This window comes from Streptomyces griseorubiginosus, assembly GCF_036345115.1.
In the GTDB taxonomy this organism is placed as follows: Bacteria; Actinomycetota; Actinomycetes; order Streptomycetales; family Streptomycetaceae; genus Streptomyces; species Streptomyces griseorubiginosus_C.
Map to the genome: position 1 here is coordinate 7,829,176 of NZ_CP107766.1, position 21,523 is coordinate 7,850,698.

The window sequence follows — 21,523 nt, forward strand, 5'->3', positions numbered from 1 at the left end:
GAGGGTCAGGCAGACGCGCCCGGTCCCTCCGTCGTGGGCTGCTGTCCGACCGGCAGCAGCCCACGCTCGGCGAAGACCTTCTTCGCCACGGCCATGGCGTTCAGGGCCCTGGGGAAGCCGCAGTAGCCGGCCGACTGAAGCAGCGCCTCGGCGATCTGCTCGGCGGTCAGGCCCACGTTCAGGGCCGTGTGAACGTGCACCTCCAGCTGGGCCTCGCAGCCGCCCAGCGCGGTGAGCATGCCCAGCGTGACCAACTGCCGGTCCCGGGGCACGAGTTGCGGCCGCGAGTAGATCTCGCCGAACCCCCAGGCGACGAGCTGGTGACCCATCTCCGGGCTGACGTCGGCGAGCGAGTCGACGACCAGCTGTCCCACTTCGGGGTTGACGCTGCCGAGCATCTCCAGGCCCCGCGCGAAACGCTCCTCGCGGGTGGTGCTCTCGCTCATGTCAGCTCCTTCCGTCCGCACGGTCTCCCTCGGCCTCCGTCGCCTGCGGGTCGTACGGAATTCACTTCACCGCCATCGGCGGTCGGACAACCAACCGTATGCACCCCCTGTCTAAATCGACGCAGTGACGACGCACGGGGCGAACGCCCCGGACGGGGGCTTGAATTGACCAGCGAACAGGGCGTGCGACCGACCGTCCCGCCCGAACCGAAGACCGCGCACGACCAGCCGGTCCGCCTCACCCCCGAACCTCCGCCGGGGCGACCGCCCGGCCCTGGGCAGGCCGCCCTGCTCGCGGCGGCGATCACCCTCGTGGTGCTCTGCGCGGCCGATGCCGTCGCGCGCAGTTATCCCTTCGGCCCGCGCACCCGCAACGTCAGCGATCTGGGCAACCAGTACGTCCCCTTCCACGCGCACCTGTGGGACCTGCTGCACGGGCGCGGTGCCGGTGGGCTCCTCGTCAACTGGCAGTCGGGGTACGGTGCCGGCTTCCTGCCCGACCTCGGCACCTACCTCACCAGTCCGTTCGCCCCGCTGGTGGCGGTGTTCCCGCGCGACGAGATCGACCTCGCGGTGTACGTGATCACCGTGCTGAAGATCGCGTGCGCCGCGGCGGCCATGACGTGGCTGCTGCTGCGCCTGCGCCCCGGTCCCTGGTGGGCGGCCGGCCTGCTGGGTGCGTCGTACGCCCTGTGCGGCTGGACCGTGGCGACCGCCTCGTACAACCTCATGTGGCTCGACGGGCTGATCGCCCTGCCGCTGCTCTGCCTGGTCGGCGAGTGGGTCCTGAACGGGCGGCGCCCGCTCCTCGGGGTGCTGGTCGTGACGGCCGCCTGGATCGCCAACTTCTACACCGCCTACATGGCCACCCTCGCCGCGGCCCTCGTGTTCCTGCTGCGGCTGTGCCTGGCCGACCTCCCGGCCCGCCGCAGGGCCATCGCCGCGGGCCGGGGCGTCCTGACCTTCGCGCTCGGCATCGGCCTCGCCGCGCCGCTGGTCACGGTCGTGTACTTCGGCAGCGCGCACGCCTCCGAGGGCCGCTTCACGCGGTTCGCCCGGGTGGGCACGGAGGACCTGCTGGCCCGGCTGCTGCCGACGACGTACAGCTTCGGCTCCCCGGCGCTCTTCGTCGGCACCACCGCTCTGCTGCTCGCCCTCGCGCTGCCCTTCCACCGGGCGGCCCCCCGCCGGGTGCGCGCCGGATGGTCGCTGCTGGTGGTGCTGGTGACCCTGTCGATGCAGTGGGGCCCGACCCACCTGCTCTGGCACGCCTTCGCCGCCCCGCAGGGCAGCTCGTACCGCCAGACCTTCGTGGTCTGCGCCCTGCTGGTGATCGCCGCCTGGCACTCGCTGTCGTACGGCCGCCTCGACCGGCGGGCGCTCGGAACGGCGGCCGGGCTCCTCGCGCTCGTCGCGGTGGTGGCGAGCGGCAGCCCACTGGTGCGTTCCTTCGCCTGGCCGGTGTTCCTGACGGCGGTCCTCGGCGCGCTGCTCGGACTGCTCCTCCTCGGCCGCCGGCGCCCACTCCTGCGCACGGCCCCGGCCGCCCTCGCCGCCGTCCTGCTCATCGGTACGCAGGTCGGCGAGGCCACCGCCACCTCCGCCGCGGCCACCCGGATGCGGCTCGGGCACATGGACGACTACGCCCTGTGGGGCGACCGGCAGCAGGACCAGGCGGACGCGATCGCGCGGGCCGACGGCTGGCCCCGCTACCGCACCGACCCGGGCCGGGAGCAGACCGTCGGCAACGACCCGCTGGAGGTCGGCGGCCAGGGCGCCCAGTACTACAGCAGCCACACCTCCGCCGTGTTCAGCACCACGCTCACCGCGCTCGGGTACGGCTGGACCTCGGGCGGCCGCAGCGTGCAGAGCCTGGACAACGCGGTCACGGACGCGATCTTCTCCGTGGGCGCCCGGGTGCACTCGCCACCGGACCCGCACCAGAACTGGTTCCCGCAGGACGGCAGCCGGGTGACGGTGACCAGGGAGGCCGTACCGCCCCTGGTGACGGTACGGCCGTCCGCCGCGACCGGCGCCTTCGGGCCGTCGCCGTACCGCAACCAGGAGCTCCTGCTGGGCGCCCGGGTCTACACCGTGCCCCGCGTCACCGTCCTGAACGGTGCCGGGAAGCAGGCGGACCGCAGCACCGACCAGCGGCAGGGCGTGCGGGTGGGCGGGAAGGCGACGATCACCGCCCGTTGCCCGGCGGGCAGCGAGGTGCACCTCTGGGCGCCGCACTTCGCGGGCACCGCACGACTCGCCGGCCTCGCGGCCCATGGCCCGACCGGCCGGTTCAGGGCCGACTGGCCCGTCACCAAGATCGCCGCCATGGAACCGCTCGGCACGGTCCCGGCCTCCGGGCACCTGGCCATCGAGCTGACCCCGAACCGGATGGGGGTCGTACCGGACCAGGCGGTCGGCTGCCTGGACACCGGCCGGCTGCGCTCCGCCGTACGACACCTCCGGGCCACCGGCGCCACCGAGGTCACCGTCTCCGGCTCCGGCGGCACGATCCACGCCGAGCTCCCGGCGGGCAGCAAGGGCGTGGCCGTCGTCGCGGCCCCCCGGATCGCGGGCTGGCGCTGCGCCGCCGGTGACGCGACCGCGGTCCCCGCGAAGCAGTACCACGGCCTGATCGCCGTACCCCTCGACGGCAGATCGACGAGCGTCACCTGCTCCTTCCACCCGCCCGGCCTGCGCCTGGGGACGGCGATCGGCGCCTCCGCGCTCACCTCACTCGCCGGACTCGGCACCTTCAGCGCGGTGCGCCGACGAAGGGACACGGGACGCCTACGGTGACTCAGCTGTCGCCATGCATGACCTTGGCGATCATTTGGTGCGACGGCTGTGGAAGCGTGGAGTCGACGGCTGTATCCCTGGGACATGAGCGGCCGTGGACTCGACGCCAGTCACCTCTTCCTGTTCGCCGTCGCCGCGTCCGGCCTCGGCATCAGCTCGCTCGCCCTCGCGCGAGTCGGTCGCTGGAAGGACCCCCCGCAGGGAACGGCGCTGCCCGTTCTGCTGCTGAGCGCCGGAATGGGCATCGGGGCGCTCTCCGGCGTCCCCTCGACCCATCGGCTCCTCTGGGACTCGATACTCCTGCCGCCGAGCATCGTGCTCTCGCTCCTCAGCGTGTACTTCTTCCTGCGTCTCACGGTGCGTGAGTGACAGCCTGAGCCGGAGTCTTGTCGGCGATGCCGAGTGCGGCTGCGTTGTGGGTTCAGAGGGTGGCGCGCAAGTGGCTGACGGTGACGAAGTGGTAGCCGCGGGCGGTCAGGGTGCGCAGGATCTGTGGGACCGCGGCGACCGAGGTGGGGTGGATGTCGTGCATGAGGACGACGTCGTTGCGCTGTGCCTTGTCGATGACGGTCCGGGCGACCTTGTCGGCGTCGCGGTACTTCCAGTCCTCGGTGTCCACGTCCCACAGCACCGGTGAGAGCGTGGTCGCGGCCTTCACCCGGGCGTTGACCGCACCGTAGGGCGGGCGGAAGAGGGTGGGGGCCTTGCCGGTCGCGGCCTTGACGGCGGCGCTGGTGCGGCCCAGCTGGGAGGCCACCTGCTCGGGGGTGAGCCTGGTGAGATCGGGGTGGTTCCAGGAGTGGTTGCCGACCTCGTGTCCGGCGCGGGCCTCGGCGCGGACCAGCTCGGGGTGGGCGGCGACGTTCTGGCCGACGGTGAAGAAGGTGGCGCGGGCGTCGTACCGCGCCAGGGAGGTCAGCAGGGTCGCGGTCTCCGGTGCCGCCGGTCCGTCGTCGAAGGTCAGCGCGATGCACGTGACCTTCTTGCAGTCCGTGTCGTCGTCGCCGGACGCGGTGTGGGTGGGGGTGACGGGCGTGGGGATGTGCCCTGCCCCCAGGTCGAGCGAACCGCTCGGTGTCATGGTCTGCCGTTGGACACGCTGTCCGAACGCGGACAGCCAGGGGGTGATCGTCTCCTCGGGGAAGGTCACCATGTAGGTCCCGGCGGCCGGGACACCCACCTCGCCGCGGTCGAAGGTCACTCGCAGTCCGCCGTGGGGGGTGAAGGCCATGTCGTCCAGGGCGGCGGTGCGGGAGGCCGGGTCGGAGAAGGTGTTGTCGAGGGCAGCGGCGTCGACACCTTCGCGCCCCTTGAGCTGATCCTTCAGCGCGGCGAAGAAGGCGTCCCGGGAGTCGCCGGCGACGAGGCCGAGAGCCGTGCGGTACGCGCCGGCCTCGCCGTCGTACCAGTACGTCCTGGTCGACAGCCCGGACCCGGGACCACTGTGGTCCTGGGTGCTGAGCCGGACGCCCAGGACGTCGCCGGAGGCGACCAGGAACTGATGGCTGATGTTGAGCTCACGGCCCTCCGCGCCGCCCGACTCCTCCTCGCAGACCACTGAGCGGAAGCCGGCCAGGCGCTCGTCCACGTCCTTCTTCATCGCGGCCGTCATCGCCTCCGCCCCGGGCACGTCCGGGTAGCTCGTCGCGAAGGGGCAGGAGCTCTGCTCGCTGCTGTCGCTGACGATCTCCAGCCCCTTGATCTTCGACGGATCGACGCTGCGGAGCGGCGAGGGGGTGGGGGCGGCCCCGGGGCGGGCGGCGCCGGATGCCGTACCCGAGGAGCCGTCCGACCCGGACGAGCAGGCCGCCGTGAAGGAGAGGGCGCCGAGCAGGATGAGCGAGGGGAAGAGGGTGTGAGTGCGCATGAGACCAGAACCTGACTGAGGGGATGTCCGGACGCCGCCGACGGGGCGCCGCGGTCGTTCTGGTCACTGATCGTCCAGGTCAGAGGCATTTTTCAGCGACGCACAGAGCCACCCTGAACAATCCGGCCCCCAGACGTTTCTTCCGGTTTCAGCAACCTCATCCGCTTTTGGTGCACGCGTTCTCGTACGGCGCGTCAGGGACGTAGGTCCGCCACTGCGCCTCGGTCAGGCCGCCGCCGGTGCGGCCGCAGATGGTGCGGACGGCCTGGTCCGGTGCGATGGGGAGACGCTGGAGCGGTACATGCGGGGTGCCGGCGTAGACCGTGCCGCCGTCCTCGGCGAAGGCGAGGGAGCGGATCTCGTCGCCGGACGTGGGCAGGTCCGCCCCGAGGAGCTGCTGTCCCTCCACGTCCCACAGCCGCAGGGTCCCCCTCGTGCCGCCCACGGCCAGCGTGCCGCCGTCGGAGGAGAAGGCGAGCGCCCCCACCGCCTCCGGCTCGCCCTGGGTGGCCGTGTCGGAGGTACCGGTCAGCGCGCCCGTACGGTGCCGGACCTCGCCGTCCCACAGCGTGACGTGCCCGGTGGAGTCACCGACGGCGAGCCGGGAGCCGTCGGGGCTGAACGCCAGCGCGGTGACCTCCCGGCCGTCGGCGAGCGCGCGCCCGGTGACCTTGCCGGTTCCCGGATCGGCGTACTGGTCGTCCGAACTCACGAGCAGACCCCCGTCCGGGCGTACGGCCAACTCCTCGCCGGAGAGCCCATGTACGGTCCCGGATCGCCGGTGGTCGCGGGTGTCCCAGACCTCCGTCGTGTAGCTGTCGGCGGTGGCGCGGACGACCAGCAGCTTGCGGCCGTCGGGTCCCAGGGCGAGGGCGACGGCCGGACGGTCGGCCGCGCCGGAGGTGACGAGGGCCGCTCGCACCCGGCGCGTCCGTACATCCCACATGGTGGAGCGCAGTCGCAGTGAACCGTTCGAGGACACGGTGTCGGCGACGGCCAGCGTGCCGCTGTCCGGGCTGAAGGCGAGCCGGGGGACGTTCTCGTCGGACATGCTCGGCAGCGCGCCGAGCGTCGCGCGGGCCAGGACGTCACCCGTGCGCGTGGAACGCAGCTCGAGGCGGTAGCCGTTGCCGGACCGGGTGACCGTGGCCAGGGTGACGCCGTCCGGGCTGAGCACGCCCGCGTCGGCCGGAGTGCCCTGCCACCGCGGGGTGAGGCGGTCGGCCAGGTCGAAGGTGTGGACCGTGGCGCCGTCGAGGTAGCGCAGGAGACGAGGCTCCCCCGGGTCCCAGGTCAGCCCGGTGGCCGCGTCCTTGGAGAGGGGGCGGCGGAAGACCTGTGTGCCACCGGTGGCCAGGCGCCACACGGCGAGTTCGTGGTCGTCCGCCGTGGCCAGGAACTCGCCGTCGGGGGAGAGAGCGGCCTGGGTGAAGCCCGTGACCCCGCCACTGGCGAAGTCGGCGAGCGCGCGTCCCCCGCGCACGTCCCAGACCATGGCCGCCGTGCCGTAGGCGGCGGCCAGCCGCCTGCCGTCCGCGCTGAACCGCAGCAGCCGCGCGCCGCCGTCCGCGCCGGAGCCGGTGCCGCACAGGGTCTTGTCCGCCTTCTCCCAGGCCCCCGGCAGGCGCTTGCCGGCGGCGGTGTCCCACAACTGGAGCGGCCCTTCGGCGGGACAGAGGGCGAGCAGGCGGCCGCCGGGGCCGACGGCCGCCGAGGAGAGGGTGCGGGTGAGGCCGGTGCTGAAGAGGACCTTGCCGTCGGCCGTCCGGTGCAGCCGGACCGTGCCCGGGCCGTCCGGCGGCCCGGTGAGATACGCGCTGCCGTCGGGCGCTCCGCCGTGCATGGAGGCTTCGCCCAGTTCGGCCGCGGATCTGCCCAGCGGGAGGTTCCACAGCGTGTCGCCCCCGTCCGGTCCGATGACGTCGAGGTACCGGGAACCGGGACCGACGTCGCCCACCTCTGTCCCGCCCGGCAGGTGGTAGCCGGCGGTGAGCCTGTGGGTGGCCACGTTCCGGGCGGTCACCGTGCTGCCGTCGACGCTGAGGAGGGTCCGGCCGCCGTCGGTGAGGAAACGCCGGACGTCCTTTCCGGTCCGGGGGTCGGTGAAGGCATCGCGCTCCGGCTGCGCCACGGCGCCCAGCAGCGCCGAGCGGGACTCGGTGAGCGGGGCGATCCGCCAGGCGGCGACCCCGAGCAGGGCGGCGGTGCGTGGATCGGTCGAGCGCAGGCTGTCGGCCACGGTGGCCAGGCGCCGGGCGGCGGCCTTGGCGGCCTCCGCCTCGCTCACCCGGTCGCGCTGCCAGGCCACCAGGCCGGCGGCCAGCGCGAGGACGAGGAACACGGACAGACCGACGGTCAGGGAACGCGTCCGCCGCGCGGTGCGGGTCTCGGCCTCCCGCTCGGTCCTCCGGGCCGTGAGGGAAGCGGTGAGGAAGGACCGCTCCAGGCCGGTGAGCTCGTCGTCCGACGGCCCGAGATCGTCGTACGACGGCTTCAGACGGTCGTCGTCGTGCGGCCGGGCGACGGGCTCCTGCCGGGTGACGGGCTCCTGCGGGGCGACGGGCTCCTGCGGGGCGACGGGCTCCTGCCGGGCGAACAGCTCCTCGGCCCGGTCCAGCCGCGTGCCCCGGTACAGCGCGCCGGGGTCGCGTCCCAGCTCCTCCCAGCCGCGCGCCGCCTCGCCGAGCCGGCGCTGCGCACGGAGTCGGTCCCGGCCCTCCTCGATCCACCCGGCGAGGCGCGGCCAGCCGGTGATCAGCGCCTCGTGCGCGAGCTCCACCGTGTCGCCGTCCAGGGTGACCAGACGGGCGGCGGCGAGGCGTTCCAGCACCTCCCGCGCCCCGCTGCCGAGTTCGGCGCGGGACGCCGGACGGCGCGTGTCGGCCGTGCTGTCGCCGGGCGCGATCAGCCGCAGCAGGATGCGCCGAGCGGCACGGCGCTGCTCCGCCGAAAGCCTTCCGTACACGTCCTCGGCGGTGGCGGCGATCGCACCGCGGACGCCACCCGTCTCCTCGTACGCCGCCAGGGTCAGCAGCCGTCCCCGGCGGCGGTGCCAGGTCTCCAGCAGGGCGTGGGAGAGCATGGGCAGCGCGCCGGGCCGGTCGACGACCTCGTCGATGATCCGGGCGGTGAGCGCGCGCTCCACGTTCAGGCCGGCGGAGGCGGCCGGGCCGGTGATCACCTCGCGCAGCTCCTCCCGGCTCGGCGCCCCGACCAGCAGACCGGCCCGGGAGACCGCCGCGGCGAGCTCGCGATGGTCGGCGCAGTGGCCGTAGAAGTCACCGCGGACCGCGATCACCACCCGCAGCCGGCTCTCCGGGCGTCGGGCCGAAAGCAGCAGCTCCAGGAACCGGTCGCGTTCCGCGCGGTCCGCGCAGAGGGTGAACAACTCCTCGAACTGATCGACGATCACCCAGGTCTCCCCGTCGTCGTCGCGCGGGACGAGCGCCTTCTCGTGCGTGCGCGCGGGCCGGTCCCCAGGGGTCAGCACGCGGACAACCGCCGGCCGCCGGGCCCCCGCCGCCTCCCGCAACCCCGGAATCAGTCCCGCCCGCAGCAGCGACGACTTGCCGCTGCCGGACGGCCCGAACACCGCCGCGAACCGGTGCTCGCGCACCAGCTCCACCAGTTCGGCGACGAGCGTGTCCCGGCCGAAGAACAGATCGCTGTCGCCGGGCTCGAAACGGGCCAGTCCCCGGTACGGCGGCCTCTCGTCCGGCGCGGGCACCCGCAGCTCGGCGTCCGCCTCCCGCCACCGCCGTTCCCACACGTCCGGGTCGGCGTCCAGCACCTCGGCGTACGCCCGCGCCACGGCCAGGGACGGCAGGGCGTCACCGGCCGCGGCCTGGGACATCGCGGTGACGGAGTAGCCCGCCCGCTCGGCCATCTCCCGGTACGGCGGCTTGCCGGCCCCCACCCGAAGGACCCGCAGATCGTGCGCGAACCGCTGGACGGGACCGGCGTCGGGATCGACCGGCTTCTCACGTCGTCCCACCGGGACACCTCTCACGTGCAGCAACTCGTACAACAGGCGTACAAGCTATGTATCTGCCCATCCCGCCGCAATCCTGCCCGAGCTGTGAGACCGCCCAGGGGAATGCCCGGTGGCGTGCGGGTCACGTCACCTGACCGTACGGCCGCTGTCGTACGACACCTTCACGGTCACGGACTTGACCGCGCCCCTTCTTCGCCGCCGGCGCTCGTCGGCGCCCCCGGGCCAGGTCCTATGCATGTGGTTGCATAAACGTGCAGCGAAACGTATAGTCATGCCATCCAGGAGGAGGATGACATGGCGGTACGTGCGGCAGTGGCCGGAGCGAGTGGATACGCGGGCGGTGAGGTCCTGCGGCTGCTCCTGGCGCACCCCGAGGTCGAGGTCGGCGCCCTGACCGGCAACTCCAACGCCGGCCAGCGACTCGGCTCGCTCCAGCCCCACCTGCTGCCGCTGGCCGACCGGGTGCTCCAGGAGACCACGGCCGACGTCCTCGCCGGACACGACGTCGTGTTCCTCGCCCTGCCCCACGGCCAGTCCGCCGCCGTTGCCGAGCAGCTCGGCCCGGACGTCCTCGTCGTCGACATGGGCGCCGACTTCCGGCTCAAGGACGCGGCCGACTGGGAGAAGTTCTACGGCTCCGCGCACGCCGGCACCTGGCCCTACGGCCTTCCCGAACTGCCGGGTGCCCGCACCGCGCTGGAGGGGTCCAAGCGCATCGCGGTGCCCGGCTGCTACCCGACCGCGACCTCGCTCGCCCTGTTCCCGGCCTACGCCGCGGGCCTCGCCGAGAACCAGGCCGTGATCGTCGCCGCCTCCGGCACCTCCGGCGCGGGCAAGGCGCCCAAGCCCCACCTGCTGGGCAGCGAGGTCATGGGCTCCATGTCGCCGTACGGCGTCGGCGGCGGTCACCGGCACACGCCGGAGATCGTCCAGAACCTCAGCGGGGTGGCCGGTTCGAAGGTGAACGTCTCCTTCACGCCCACCCTCGCGCCGATGCCCCGTGGCATCCTCGCCACGTGCAGCGCCCAGGCCAAGCCCGGCGTCACCGCCGAGTCCGTCCGCGCCGCCTACGAGAAGGCCTTCGCCGACGAGCCCTTCGTCCACCTGCTCCCCGAGGGCCAGTGGCCCGCCACGGCGTCCGTCTACGGTTCGAACGGCGTTCAGGTGCAGGTCGCCCTCGACGAGGCCGTGGGTCGCATCATCGCGATCAGCGCCATCGACAACCTGACCAAGGGCACCGCCGGTGGTGCCGTCCAGAGCATGAACATCGCCCTCGGACTCCCCGAGGAGCTCGGTCTTTCCACGATCGGAGTCGCACCGTGAGCGTCACGGCAGCCAAGGGATTCCAGGCGGCGGGCATCGCCGCGGGAATCAAGGAGAACGGCAACCCGGACCTGGCCCTCGTGGTCAACACCGGGCCCCGCCGCGCCGCCGCCGGCGTCTTCACCTCCAACCGCGTCAAGGCCGCTCCCGTGCTGTGGTCCGAGCAGGTCCTCAAGAGCGGTGAGTTGACCGCGGTCGTCCTCAACTCCGGTGGCGCCAACGCCTGTACGGGGCCGAAGGGCTTCCAGGACACCCATGCCACCGCCGAGAAGGTCGCCGAGGTGCTGGAGATCGGCGCGGGCGAGGTCGCCGTCGCCTCCACCGGACTCATCGGCGTCCTGCTCCCGATGGACAAGCTGCTGCCGGGAGTTGAAGCAGCGGCCGCGTCCTTGAGCGAGCACGGCGGCGAGAAGGCCGCCATCGCCATCAAGACCACCGACACCGTGCACAAGACGTCCGTCGTCACCCAGGACGGCTGGACGGTCGGCGGCATGGCCAAGGGCGCGGGCATGCTCGCTCCTGGCCTCGCCACCATGCTGGTCGTCCTCACCACCGACGCCGACCTCGACAGCGAGACCCTGGACAAGGCGCTGCGGGCCGCGACCCGGACCACCTTCGACCGCGTCGACTCCGACGGCTGCATGTCCACCAACGACACCGTGCTGCTCCTCGCCTCCGGCGCCTCCGAAGTCACCCCGGCCTACGAGAAGTTCGCGGAAGCCGTCCGGCAGGTCTGCGACGACCTCGGGCAGCAGCTCATCCGGGACGCCGAGGGCGCCAGCAAGGACATCAAGGTCGAGGTGGTCAACGCGGCCTCCGAGGACGACGCCGTCGAGGTGGGCCGCTCCATCGCCCGCAACAACCTCCTCAAGTGCGCCATCCACGGCGAGGACCCCAACTGGGGCCGCGTGCTCTCCGCGATCGGCACCACCAAGGCCGCCTTCGAGCCCGACCGGCTCAACGTCGCCATCAACGGCGTCTGGGTCTGCAAGAACGGCGGCGTCGGCGAGGACCGCGACAAGGTCGACATGCGCTACCGCGAGGTGCACATCGTCGCCGACCTCGCGGCCGGCTCCGAGACCGCCACCATCTGGACCAACGACCTCACCGCGGACTACGTCCACGAGAACAGCGCGTACTCGTCATGAGCAGCCCCACGCGGAAGCACACCGCGCTCCCCAAGGCCCAGATCCTCATCGAGGCGCTGCCCTGGCTGGTCCGCCACAACGGCAAGACCGTCGTCATCAAGTTCGGCGGCAACGCCATGATCGACGAGGACCTCAAGGCCGCCTTCGCCCAGGACGTCGTCTTCCTGCACCACGCCGGGCTCAAACCGGTCGTCGTGCACGGCGGTGGCCCGCAGATCAGCGCCGCCCTCGACAAGCACGGCATCGTCAGCGAGTTCAAGGCCGGCCTGCGCGTCACCACCGAGGACGCCATGGACGTCGTACGGATGGTGCTGGCCGGGCAGGTGCAGCGCGAGCTGGTCAACCTCCTCAACGAACACGGGCCGCTCGCCGTCGGGTTGACCGGCGAGGACGCCCACACCATCACCGCCACCAAGCACCAGCCCGAGATCGACGGCGAGTTGGTCGACATCGGGCGGGTGGGCGAGATCACCGCGATCGACACGGGCGCGATCGAGGCACTGCTCGCCGACGGCCGGATCCCGGTCGTCTCGTCGATCGCCCGGAGCCAGGACGACGGACATGTCTACAACGTCAATGCTGACACGGCGGCTGCGGCACTCGCTGCTGCGCTTGGAGCGGAGACTCTCATGGTCCTCACGGACGTCGAGGGCCTCTATGAGGACTGGCCGCACAGCGACGAGGTGATCAGCCGCCTCACGGCTTCCCAACTGGAGAAGCTGCTGCCGGAGTTGAGCTCCGGCATGGTCCCGAAGATGGAGGGCTGTCTGCACGCCGTGCGCAACGGCGTGACCACGGCCCGGGTCATCGACGGGCGGGTCCAGCACTCGATCCTGCTGGAGATCTTCACCGACGAGGGCATCGGCACCATGGTCGTGCCCGACGGACAAGAGGGGGACGCGAAGTGACGGACAATCAGGAGCTCTCCCAGCGGTGGCAGAGCTCGCTCATGAACAACTACGGCACCCCCCGGCTGCCCCTCGCCCGCGGTGCGGGCACCAAGGTCTGGGACAGCGAGGGCAACCAGTACCTCGACTTCGTCGGAGGCATCGCCACCAACGCGCTCGGCCACGCGCACCCCGCGATCGTCGAAGCGGTCAGCCACCAGATCGCCTCCCTCGGCCACATCTCCAACTTCTTCATGGCGGAGCCCACCGTCGCCCTCGCCGAGCGGCTGCTCCAGCTCTTCGGCCGGGACGGCAAGGTCTTCTTCTGCAACTCCGGCGCCGAGGCCAACGAGGCCGCCTTCAAGATCGGCCGGCTGACCGGACGCACCCACATGGTCGCCACCGACGGCGGCTTCCACGGCCGGACCATGGGCGCCCTGGCGCTCACCGGCCAGCCCGCCAAGCGGACCCCCTTCCTGCCGCTGCCCGGCGACATCACCCACGTGCCCTACGGCGACGCACAGGCCCTGGCCGCCGCGGTCACCGAGGACACCGCGCTCGTCGTCATCGAGCCCATCCAGGGCGAGAACGGCGTCGTGGTGCCCCCGGTCGGCTACCTCAAGGCCGCCAGGGCGATCACGGCGGCCAAGGGCGCGCTGCTGGTCCTCGACGAGGTGCAGACCGGCATCGGCCGTACCGGGCACTGGTTCGAGTACCAGGCGCACGAAGGCGTGCTGCCGGACGTGGTCACCCTCGCCAAGCAGCTCGGCGGCGGACTGCCGCTCGGCGCGACCGTCGCCTTCGGACGGACCGCGGAGCTGCTCCAGCCGGGGCACCACGGGACGACGTTCGGCGGCAACCCCATCGCCTGCGCCGCCGGACTCGCGGTCCTCGACACCATCGCGAACGACGGCCTGCTGGAGAACGTCAAGCGGCAGAGCGAGCGGTTGCGGGACGGGATCGAGTCACTCGGACACCCGTCGATCGACCATGTCAGGGGTGCCGGGCTGCTCCTGGGTATCGTGCTCACCGAGCCGCTCGCGCCGAAGGTGCAGCAGGCGGCTCAGGACGCCGGTTTCCTGCTGAACGCGCCCGCCCCCGACGTCGTACGGCTGATGCCGCCGCTGAACCTCGGCGACGACGAAGCGGACGCGCTTCTTCAGGCGCTCCCCGGCATCCTGGACGTGGCCAGGGCGGACGGATGATCCGGAGAATGAGACGACGATGAGTCATGCGCAGGAGCACGAGCACAACGGGGGCGCCGGGCCCGCCGTGCCGCAGACGCGTACCGCGCGCCACCGCCGGATCGTGGACATCCTCAATCGGCAACCGGTGCGGTCGCAGAGCCAGTTGGCGAAGCTGCTGTCCGACGACGGGCTGAGCGTCACGCAGGCGACGCTCTCCCGGGACCTCGACGAGCTCAACGCGGTGAAGATCCGCAACACCGACGGCGACCTGATCTACGCGGTGCCGAGCGAGGGGGGTTTCCGGACTCCTCGGGCGCCGCTCGGGGAGTCGGCGAAGGAGGAGCGGATGCGGCGGCTCTCGCAGGAGCTGCTGATCTCCGCGGAGGCTTCGGCGAACCTCGTGGTGCTGCGGACTCCTCCGGGGGCGGCGCAGTTCCTCGCGTCGGCGATTGATCAGGCTGAGCTGCATGACATCTTGGGGACGATCGCCGGTGACGACACGTTGATGCTGATCAGCCGGAACCCCACCGGGGGGCAGGCGCTGGCTGAGCATTTGTTGCGGTTGGCTCAGAACGGGCACTAGAGGTTGTCGGTCGGGCGCGGGTCTGTGGGGGCTGGTCGCGCCCACGCGGCGGAGCCGCACATCGATACAGCCCCGCGCCCCTAAAAATCTCACCCGAGCCTTGCTGCCAAGCCCCCTGTGATCAGGACCTCGTCGCCTGCCGTGATGAGCAGTGCCTCTACGTCCGGCAAGGACTCCAGCCAGGTCAGGCCCTCCCGGGAACCCATGGCGAAAGCTGCTGTCGCCCAGCAGTCCGCCCAGGTCAGGGTGGGGGCCACTACCGTGACCGCCACCAGGTCCGTGACCGCCGAGCGGCCCGTTCTGGGGTCGACGATGTGGGCGCCGCGCTCGGCCGTGCCCGACGTCGCCACCGCCAGCTCCGCCGCTCCCGCTGCCGAGACGACCGCCGCCAGGCCGCCGGGGCGCAGCGGGTCCGAGACGCCCACGCGCCACGGGCGTTCGGGGCCCGGTACCCCCAGCAGCTGTACGTCTCCGCCGCCGTTGACGCTCACTCCGGTGGCTCCCGCGAGAGCGACCTGCCGGGCCGCGCGCTCCACCGCCCAGCCCTTGACGATGCCCGTCGGGTCCAGGCGGCCCTCGTAGCGCATGCTGAACCAGCCGTCGCTCAAGTGCTCGGCCTCGGCGCCGAGTTCGAGGACCTCGGCGACCTCGGCGTCGCAGTCGGCGACCGTCAGCTCTCCGCGGGCCAGGCGCGAGACCTGGCTGTCGTCGCGGTAGGTGCTGAACACCTCGTTCACGCGGTGCAGCCCCGCCACCGCCTCCCGCACCGCCGTCTGTACGGCAACGGGTTCCCCGCCGCGGACGTCGAAGGAGAAGACCGTCCCCATGACCTCCTCCACGTGACGTACCGCGGCGGGAGCTTGTGCCGGCTCGGCCACCGTGTCAGCCACCGGCCTGGTCCAGCGCCGACTGGAGCGACTTCTTGTAGCCCTCGCTGGTGTAGGTGGCCCCGGACACCGAGTCGATGTCCGCGCTGCCCGCCGCCACGGCCTCCTGGTTGAGCTTCGGGATCGACAGCGCCGTCTTCTGGTCGCTGGTCCCGCCCTTCGGCGCCTGGACCGCCTCGGCGTTGGTGATCTTGCCCCCGCTGACCGTGATCCGGACCTGGACCGGGCCGTACTGCGTCCGGGAGACCGCGCCGGTGACCGTCTTCGCGGCCGCCGCTCCGCCACCGCCCGCCGGCTGGGAGGGCTGCGCCGACGGCTGGGCCTGGGACGCGGCCTGGTTCGCCTTGTCGATCGCGGACTGGAGCGACTTCTTGTAGCCCTCGCTGGTGTAGGTCGCCCCGGACACCGTGTCGACGTCGGACTTCTGCTTGGCGACCGTGTCCTGGGTGAGCTTCGGGATGGACAGCGCGGTCTTCGCGTCGCTCTCGCCGCCCTTGGGCGCCTGGACCGCCTCGGCCTTGGTGATCCTGTTGCCGCTGACGGTGATGCGGACCTGGACCGGACCGTACTGCGTCTGGACGACGTCGCCGGTGACCTGGCCGCCGGCGGCAGCCCCCGTGCCGCCCTGGGCCGACTCCTGGGCCGCCGCCGTCTGCTGCGGGAGCGTGCCGCCCGCCTGGGCGGACGCCGGGTCCGACGAGGGCTTCAGCGACAGCATCAGCACGACACCGGACACGGTGGCGGCCGTCGCGAGCACGACTCGGCGGACGGGGTGAGACTTCCTCATCGCTTCAACAGCTCCTGGATTCCCGTCGCTCACATCTCGAACGACTCGTGATGGATGCGGCGGGCGGGCACACCCGCGCCGCGCAGTGCTTCGTACACGGACTGCGCGAAGCCGTTCGGCCCGCACATGAACACGTCGTGCTTGTCGATGTCGGGGAGCTTGCGCTGGAGGGACTCCGCGGAGATGTCCGGGCGCTCCCCGTCCGGACTGTTCACCGCGTACATCAACCGGGCGCCGCGCTCGTCCGCGATGGCGGCGAGCTCGTCCCACAGGGCCAGGTCCTGGGTGGTGTTGGCCCGGTACAGCAGGGTGATGTCACCGGCCGCGCCCGGCAGCGTCTCGAACAGCGCCCGCATCGGGGTGATGCCGACACCGCCGGCCACCAGCAGCACCTTGCCGCGGCTGCGGCGCTGCGCCGTCATCGCGCCGTACGGACCCTCGGCCCACACCTTGGTGCCGGGCTCCAGTTCGCGCAGCCGCTCGCTGTGGTCGCCGATCGCCTTCACCGTGATCCGCAGCATGCCCGGTCGGGGCGCCGCGGACAGCGAGTACGGGTGGGAGCTGAACCGCATGCCCGGCGCGAGGAACCGCCAGCGGAAGAAGTGGCCCGCCTCCGCGCCCATCCGGTGCAGCTTCCGGCCGCCGATCAGGACGGACACCACACCGGGCGTCTCCTCGATCACGGCCTCGACGTACATGCGGTGACGCAGGTTCAGGCGGATCGGGGTGAGGATCCGGTACCAGATCACCAGCGCGGTGACCGAGCCGTACAGCCCGTACCAGACGGTCTTGGCGACCGGTTCCACCGCGAAGTCGTTGCCGGTGGTCAGCTGGTGCCAGAAGGTCAGGAAGACCGCCGCGTACGTCAGCAGGTGCACGTGGTACCAGGTGTCGTACGGAATCCGCTTGCGCACCCCGCCGATCGACATCAGCCCGATGACGAACAGCAGCCCCGTGCCGATGGCCGCCTTGCCCATGTCCGGGAGCTGGTTGATGGAGTCCGTCGTCTGCTGGACGATGTCGCCGAGGCCCTTGCCGGCCTGGAGGGCGTAGCCCCACATGATCAGGAAGACGTGGGCGACGACCAGGCAGAGCGTGTAGCGGCCGCTCATCGCGTGCCAGCGGGCCACCCGGTCGGATCCCACCCGGCGCTCCAGCGCGGGCACCCGGGCCATCTGGAGCACCACGAGCGCCATCAGATAGCCCGCCAGCAGACCGGTGATCCGGCCCGCGTTGAGGATCTTGCTGTTGTCGTCGGCGACAGACGGGGTGTTGTGCCACCACAGCCACAGCACACCGGCCGCGCCCGCCCAGACGGCGAGCAGCAGGACGGTCGCCGGGGAACGGCGCGGGCGGATGCGGCGCATCGTCTGGCGGCGGGCGGCGCGGCCGCCTGCGAGCGTCGTGGTCACGTTTCCTCCGGAGACGGGGGCAAGGGGGGTGGGCGTGGTCCCTTGGTCCTTGGATACGTGCCGTGGCGCCGGTGTGTTCAGCCGCTCACCGAGTCCAGTGCGGACTGGAGTGACTGGCGGTAACCGTCACTCGTGTAAGTGGCCCCCGAGACCGTGTCGATGTCCGCGCTCTGGGCGGTGAGGGCCTCAGTCCGCAGCCGGGGCAGGGCGTAGCTGTTGATCTCCTCGTCCCGTGGATTGTCCGTGGGGTAGACGACCGCGGTCACGTCGGTGAGCCTGCCGTCCTTGACGGTGACCCGGACCTGTACCGGCCCCCACCGGGTCTGCACCGAGTCGCCGGTGACGGTCCGGGTGCCCTGGACGGCGGGGGCGGTCGCGCCGGCTGACACGACGGCGGCCGGTGTGGTGTGCGGCTTCAGGGACAGCAGCAGCACCACCCCGGAGACGGTCGCGGCGCTCGCCAGCACGATCCGGCGCAGCGGGTGGTTCTTCCTCAACGCGTGCATGTCCTACGGCCTCACAGCTCTCAGAGTTCGAACGACTCGTGGTGGATCCGGCGGTCCGGCACCCCGGCGGCGCGCAGCGCCTCGTACACCTCCCGGGCGAACCCGTGCGGCCCGCACAGGTAGACGTCCCGCCCGGCCAGGTCGTCGGGTACGGCGGCCCGCAGCAACTCGGCCGTCACGCGCGGGCGTTGCCCGTCCGGCCCGTTGAGCAGGTAGTGCACCCGCGCCCCGCGCCACCGTGCGAGGGCCTCCAACTCCCCGCCCAGCGCCAGGTCTTCGACCGCGCGCGCCCGGTACAGGAGCGTGACCTCGCCCGGCAGCGTCTCGAACAGGGCCCGCAGCGGGGTGATCCCGACCCCGCCCGCGATCAGCAGCGACCTGGCCGCGGTCCGCCGGTCCCCGGTCAGCGAGCCGTACGGCCCCTCCGCCCACACGCGCGTGCCGGGCCGCAGCAGCGCCACGGCCGTACTGTGGTCGCCGAGCGCCTTGACCGTGATGCGCATGCGATCGGGGCGGGGCGGAGCCGACAGGGAGTACGGCGTGGACGTCCACCGCAGGCCCGGCGCGAGGAACCTCCAGCGGAAGAACTGCCCCGACCGCGCGCCGAGCCGGTCGAGCTCGCGCCCGGCGACCACGACGGACCACACGCCCCGCGCCTCCTGGTGCACCGACTCCACCCGCAGCCGGTGCCGCAGGTTCAGCCGCACCGGGGCGAGGACCCGGAACCACAGCACCAGGGCGGCGACGCCCAGGTACAGGACGTACCAGAAGACGGAGTGGCCCTGGAGGTCGCTGCCCAGGGCCAGTTGGTGACCGAAGGCGAGGAACACGGCCGCGTAGGTGAGGAGATGGACGTAGTACCAGAACTCGTGGCCGGTCCGGCGCCGCACCGCCCGCGCGGAGGTGATGCCGACCGCGAGGAGGATCACCGTGCCGGCGGTCGCCTTGAGCATCTCCGGATAGTCCAGGACCACGGTGAGCGTCTCGTGCCACAGCGAGGCGCCGTCCTGGGCCGCGTAGCCGGCGAGGATCAGTCCGATGTGCGCGAGCAGCAGGCAGACGGTGTACCGGCCGGCCATCGCGTGCCAGCGGGCCACCCGGTCCGAGCCGATCCGCTCCTCCAGCAGCGGGACCCGCGCCATCAGACCCACCAGCACCGCGCAGGCGTAGCCGCACAGCAGCCCGGCGATCCGCCCGGCGCCGGTCAGCCAGCCCGCCGTACCGACCACGGAACCGGTGTCCGCCCACCACAGGACGATCACGGCCGCCGCCCCCGTCCAGAGCAGGGCCAGCACGACACCCGCGGGTGATCGTCGCGCGGGCGGCGCCACGGCCGGTGCGGCCCGCCGCTCGTACACGGTGGTCATAGGGGTGTCCTTTCGCCTGTCCTGGCACCACTGTGCGAAGGCAACCTCTGAGGACCCTCTGAACGGGCACCCGCTGAGCCCACTCAGAGGAAACTCAGAGCATCCCGCCCTGTCCGACTCCTGCGCCGGGGGAGATCCTGGAAAGGCGATGAACACGACCCGCTCCGGCCGCCCCGCCCTCACCCGCCCCGACGGCACCCCGCTGCGCGTCCTCGTCGTCGACGACGACCCGGACCTCGCCGAGGTCCTCTCCGGCGCCCTGCGCTACGAGGGCTGGCGGGTCCGCACGGCGGGCGACGGCGCGTCGGCGGTGGCCGCCGCCCGGGAACTGCTGCCCGACGCCGTGGTCCTGGACGTGATGCTCCCGGACACCGACGGCTTCGCCGTCCTGCGCGCCCTGCACACCGTGAAGTCGGACGTGTGTGTGCTCTTCCTGACCGCCCGGGACGCCGTCGAGGACCGCATCAAGGGCATCACGGCGGGCGGCGACGACTACGTCACGAAGCCGTTCAGCCTGGAGGAGGTCGTCGCCCGGCTGCGCGGACTGCTGCGCCGCGCGGGCATGGCCCGCCAGCTCGACGAGGGCCCGCGGCTGACCGTCGGTGACCTGGTCATGGACGAGGAGGCCCGCGAGGTCACCCGCGGCGGCGAGCTGATCGACCTGTCCCCGACCGAGTTCGAGCTGCTGCGCTTCCTCATGCGCAACCCGCGCCGGGTGCTCAGCAAGGCGCAGATCCTCGACCGGGTGTGGTCGTACGACTTCGGGGGCCGCGCCCATGTCGTCGAGCTGTACATCTCCTACCTGCGCAAGAAGGTCGACGCGGGCCGGGAGCCGATGATCCACACCGTGCGCGGGGCGGGCTATGTGATCAAGCCGGTGACGCCGTGAGGGACCTCAGGCCACACACCCTGCGGGCCCGGCTCACCCTCGGCCTGGTGGTGCTGCTGGCGGTGAGCTGCGCCGCGGTGGGTGTCGCCGCGGGGCTCGGACTGGACGGCTTCCTCACCAGCCGCCTGGACGAGCAGCTCACCGAGGCGGGCAACAAGTTCGCGGTCAGCCTGGAACACGAGGGGGAACCGCAGAAGGACGACCACGACGGCGACGAGCACGCCGACACCCGCCGCCAGGCCACCGGCACCTTCGGCGCCCGGCTGGTGGACGGCACGGTCACCAACGCGGCCGTCGTCCGCTCCAGCGGCACCCTGAACGTCGACCTGAGCGCCGGCGACCGGAAACGGCTCGCGGGGGTCCCGGCCGACGGACGCGGCCACAGCGTCCACCTCTCCACCCTGGACGACTACCGGGTCGTCGCCACCCGGGGACTGGACGGCGACGTCCTGATCACCGGGCTGTCCCTGGAGCCCGTCGAGGCCACCGTGCACCGACTCGAACTGCTCGCCGGGATCGTCTTCGGTGCCGCCCTCACGGTCACCGGCGTCGCGGGCGCCCTGTGGGTGCGCTGGGCCCTGCGCCCCCTCAGCCGGGTCGCGGCGACCGCCACCCGGGTCAGCGAACTCCCGCTGGCCAGCGGGGAGGTGGCCCTCCCGCCGCGGGCCCCCGAGTCGGACCCGCGCAGTGAGGTGGGCCGGGTCGCCGGCGCCTTCAACCGCATGCTCGGCCATGTCGAGGACGCGCTCACCAAGCGCCACGCGAGCGAGGAGCGGCTGCGCAGCTTCGCCGCCGACGCCAGCCACGAGCTGCGCACCCCGGTCGCCTCGGTGCGCGGCCACGCCGAACTCGCCCTGCTGCACCCCGGCCCGGTCCCGCCCGAGGTCACCCGCGCCCTGGAACGCATCGCCGCCGAGTCCACCCGCATGGGCGCGATGGTCGACGACCTGCTCCTGCTGGCCCGCCTGGACGCGGGCCGCCCGCTGGAGGCCGCCCCCGTCGACCTCACCCGCCTGGTCCTGGACGCCCTCGCGGACGCGCGGGCCACCGGTTCCGGTCACCGCTGGGAGCTGGACCTCCCCGAGGACCCCGTCACGGTGACGGGCGACGCGCACCGCCTCCAGCAGGTCCTGGCCAACCTGCTGTCCAACGCCCGCCTGCACACCCCGGCGGGCACCAAGGTGACGGTGACCCTGGAGACCGACGGCGCCACGGTCCGGCTGAAGGTCCACGACGACGGCCCCGGCATTCCCGAGGACATCCAGCCGGGCGTCTTCGAACGATTCACCCGGGCCGACCGCAGCACCAAGGCGGAGACCGGCGGCGCGGGCCTGGGCCTGTCGATCGTGGTGGCGGTGGTGGAGGCGCACGGGGGAGGGGTGACGGTGGAGAGCGCGCCGGGATCGACGACGTTCACGGTCCGGTTCGCCGGCGGGTGAAC

17 protein-coding genes are annotated in these 21,523 nt (G+C 72.3%); 9 read left to right on the forward strand and 8 right to left on the reverse strand.

The genetic code is table 11. The features are described from left to right. Positions 1-5: 5 nt before the first annotated feature. Positions 6-446 carry a carboxymuconolactone decarboxylase family protein gene (locus OHN19_RS35395; RefSeq protein WP_330268101.1) on the reverse strand — a complete coding sequence of 147 codons (441 nt, stop codon included), beginning with the start codon at positions 444-446 and terminating at the stop codon, positions 6-8. Positions 447-629: 183 nt separating this feature from the next. Between OHN19_RS35395 and OHN19_RS35400 the strand changes: the two genes are divergently transcribed. Together OHN19_RS35400 and OHN19_RS35405 are read left to right on the forward strand one after the other, a co-directional pair. Continuing rightward, a complete protein-coding gene (locus OHN19_RS35400) occupies positions 630-3,245 on the forward strand; it encodes a YfhO family protein (RefSeq protein ID WP_330268102.1) in 2,616 nt (871 codons plus the stop codon). Positions 3,246-3,329: 84 nt separating this feature from the next. Beyond that, positions 3,330-3,614 carry a hypothetical protein gene (locus tag OHN19_RS35405; RefSeq protein ID WP_330268103.1) on the forward strand — a complete coding sequence of 95 codons (285 nt, stop codon included), beginning with the start codon at positions 3,330-3,332 and terminating at the stop codon, positions 3,612-3,614. Positions 3,615-3,666: 52 nt separating this feature from the next. Here OHN19_RS35405 and OHN19_RS35410 read toward each other — a convergent pair whose 3' ends face one another. Both OHN19_RS35410 and OHN19_RS35415 read right to left on the reverse strand, forming a co-directional pair. Next, positions 3,667-5,112, reverse strand: coding sequence for a polysaccharide deacetylase family protein (locus OHN19_RS35410; RefSeq protein ID WP_330268104.1), 1,446 nt, complete (start codon positions 5,110-5,112; stop codon positions 3,667-3,669). A 157-nt stretch (positions 5,113-5,269) separates the two neighbouring features. After that, positions 5,270-9,106 (reverse strand): hypothetical protein, encoded by a 3,837-nt coding sequence (locus OHN19_RS35415; RefSeq protein WP_330268105.1) that lies wholly within the window; start codon positions 9,104-9,106, stop codon positions 5,270-5,272. Positions 9,107-9,400: 294 nt separating this feature from the next. Here OHN19_RS35415 and argC point away from each other — a divergent pair, with 294 nt between their 5' ends. The 5 genes from argC to OHN19_RS35440 are packed head-to-tail and all read left to right on the forward strand — an operon-like array spanning position 9,401 to position 14,234. Continuing rightward, the gene (argC, locus tag OHN19_RS35420; RefSeq protein ID WP_330268106.1) at positions 9,401-10,429 is read left to right on the forward strand and encodes an N-acetyl-gamma-glutamyl-phosphate reductase; all 1,029 of its coding nucleotides are present in this window, start codon (positions 9,401-9,403) and stop codon (positions 10,427-10,429) included. Then, positions 10,426-11,577, forward strand: a complete 1,152-nt coding sequence (gene argJ, locus OHN19_RS35425) for a bifunctional glutamate N-acetyltransferase/amino-acid acetyltransferase ArgJ (RefSeq protein WP_330268107.1) — start codon at positions 10,426-10,428, stop codon at positions 11,575-11,577. Before argC ends, argJ begins: the two co-directional genes overlap by 4 nt. Further along, the gene (gene argB, locus OHN19_RS35430; RefSeq protein WP_330268108.1) at positions 11,574-12,485 is read left to right on the forward strand and encodes an acetylglutamate kinase; all 912 of its coding nucleotides are present in this window, start codon (positions 11,574-11,576) and stop codon (positions 12,483-12,485) included. The genes argJ and argB overlap by 4 nt, the downstream gene beginning before the upstream one ends. Positions 12,486-12,526: 41 nt before the next feature. Next, complete coding sequence (locus OHN19_RS35435) at positions 12,527-13,669, forward strand: acetylornithine transaminase (RefSeq protein WP_330269783.1); 1,143 nt, start codon at positions 12,527-12,529, stop codon at positions 13,667-13,669. Positions 13,670-13,688: 19 nt separating this feature from the next. Further along, a complete protein-coding gene (locus OHN19_RS35440; protein ID WP_020138005.1) occupies positions 13,689-14,234 on the forward strand; it encodes an arginine repressor in 546 nt (181 codons plus the stop codon). 89 nt (positions 14,235-14,323) lie between these two features. Here the strand turns inward: OHN19_RS35440 and OHN19_RS35445 are convergent, their stop codons facing one another. The 5 genes from OHN19_RS35445 to OHN19_RS35465 form a co-directional block, all read right to left on the reverse strand. Next, the gene (locus tag OHN19_RS35445) at positions 14,324-15,061 is read right to left on the reverse strand and encodes an FAD:protein FMN transferase (protein ID WP_330294134.1); all 738 of its coding nucleotides are present in this window, start codon (positions 15,059-15,061) and stop codon (positions 14,324-14,326) included. Positions 15,062-15,116: 55 nt separating this feature from the next. Beyond that, on the reverse strand, positions 15,117-15,908 hold the full coding sequence (locus OHN19_RS35450) for an FMN-binding protein (RefSeq protein WP_330268110.1): 792 nt from the start codon (positions 15,906-15,908) through the stop codon (positions 15,117-15,119). Positions 15,909-15,937: 29 nt separating this feature from the next. Then, positions 15,938-17,320 (reverse strand): ferredoxin reductase family protein, encoded by a 1,383-nt coding sequence (locus tag OHN19_RS35455; RefSeq protein ID WP_330268111.1) that lies wholly within the window; start codon positions 17,318-17,320, stop codon positions 15,938-15,940. Between the two features lie 77 nt (positions 17,321-17,397). Further along, positions 17,398-17,826, reverse strand: coding sequence for an FMN-binding protein (locus tag OHN19_RS35460; protein WP_330268112.1), 429 nt, complete (start codon positions 17,824-17,826; stop codon positions 17,398-17,400). 20 nt (positions 17,827-17,846) lie between these two features. Then, positions 17,847-19,193 carry a ferredoxin reductase family protein gene (locus OHN19_RS35465; protein ID WP_330268113.1) on the reverse strand — a complete coding sequence of 449 codons (1,347 nt, stop codon included), beginning with the start codon at positions 19,191-19,193 and terminating at the stop codon, positions 17,847-17,849. A 148-nt stretch (positions 19,194-19,341) separates the two neighbouring features. On the opposite strand from OHN19_RS35465, the gene OHN19_RS35470 reads away from it, so the two are divergent. Both OHN19_RS35470 and OHN19_RS35475 read left to right on the forward strand, forming a co-directional pair. Continuing rightward, complete coding sequence (locus OHN19_RS35470) at positions 19,342-20,082, forward strand: response regulator transcription factor (RefSeq protein WP_330268114.1); 741 nt, start codon at positions 19,342-19,344, stop codon at positions 20,080-20,082. Beyond that, positions 20,079-21,521: a HAMP domain-containing sensor histidine kinase gene (locus tag OHN19_RS35475; RefSeq protein WP_330268115.1), complete on the forward strand. Its 1,443-nt coding sequence runs from the start codon at positions 20,079-20,081 to the stop codon at positions 21,519-21,521. Before OHN19_RS35470 ends, OHN19_RS35475 begins: the two co-directional genes overlap by 4 nt. The last annotated feature ends 2 nt before the right edge of the window (positions 21,522-21,523 follow it).

Bases quoted from the DNA above. Each gene is read 5' to 3' on its own strand.
- OHN19_RS35395 (WP_330268101.1), bottom strand. From the start codon at position 446: ATGAGCGAGAGCACCACCCGCGAGGAGCGTTTCGCGCGGGGCCTGGAG.
- OHN19_RS35405 (WP_330268103.1), top strand. From the start codon at position 3,330: ATGAGCGGCCGTGGACTCGACGCCAGTCACCTCTTCCTGTTCGCCGTC.
- OHN19_RS35410 (WP_330268104.1), bottom strand. From the start codon at position 5,112: ATGCGCACTCACACCCTCTTCCCCTCGCTCATCCTGCTCGGCGCCCTC.
- argC (WP_330268106.1), top strand. From the start codon at position 9,401: ATGGCGGTACGTGCGGCAGTGGCCGGAGCGAGTGGATACGCGGGCGGT.
- argB (WP_330268108.1), top strand. From the start codon at position 11,574: ATGAGCAGCCCCACGCGGAAGCACACCGCGCTCCCCAAGGCCCAGATC.
- OHN19_RS35435 (WP_330269783.1), top strand. From the start codon at position 12,527: ATGAACAACTACGGCACCCCCCGGCTGCCCCTCGCCCGCGGTGCGGGC.
- OHN19_RS35440 (WP_020138005.1), top strand. From the start codon at position 13,689: ATGAGTCATGCGCAGGAGCACGAGCACAACGGGGGCGCCGGGCCCGCC.
- OHN19_RS35445 (WP_330294134.1), bottom strand. From the start codon at position 15,061: ATGGGGACGGTCTTCTCCTTCGACGTCCGCGGCGGGGAACCCGTTGCC.
- OHN19_RS35450 (WP_330268110.1), bottom strand. From the start codon at position 15,908: ATGAGGAAGTCTCACCCCGTCCGCCGAGTCGTGCTCGCGACGGCCGCC.
- OHN19_RS35460 (WP_330268112.1), bottom strand. From the start codon at position 17,826: ATGCACGCGTTGAGGAAGAACCACCCGCTGCGCCGGATCGTGCTGGCG.
- OHN19_RS35465 (WP_330268113.1), bottom strand. From the start codon at position 19,193: ATGACCACCGTGTACGAGCGGCGGGCCGCACCGGCCGTGGCGCCGCCC.
- OHN19_RS35470 (WP_330268114.1), top strand. From the start codon at position 19,342: ATGAACACGACCCGCTCCGGCCGCCCCGCCCTCACCCGCCCCGACGGC.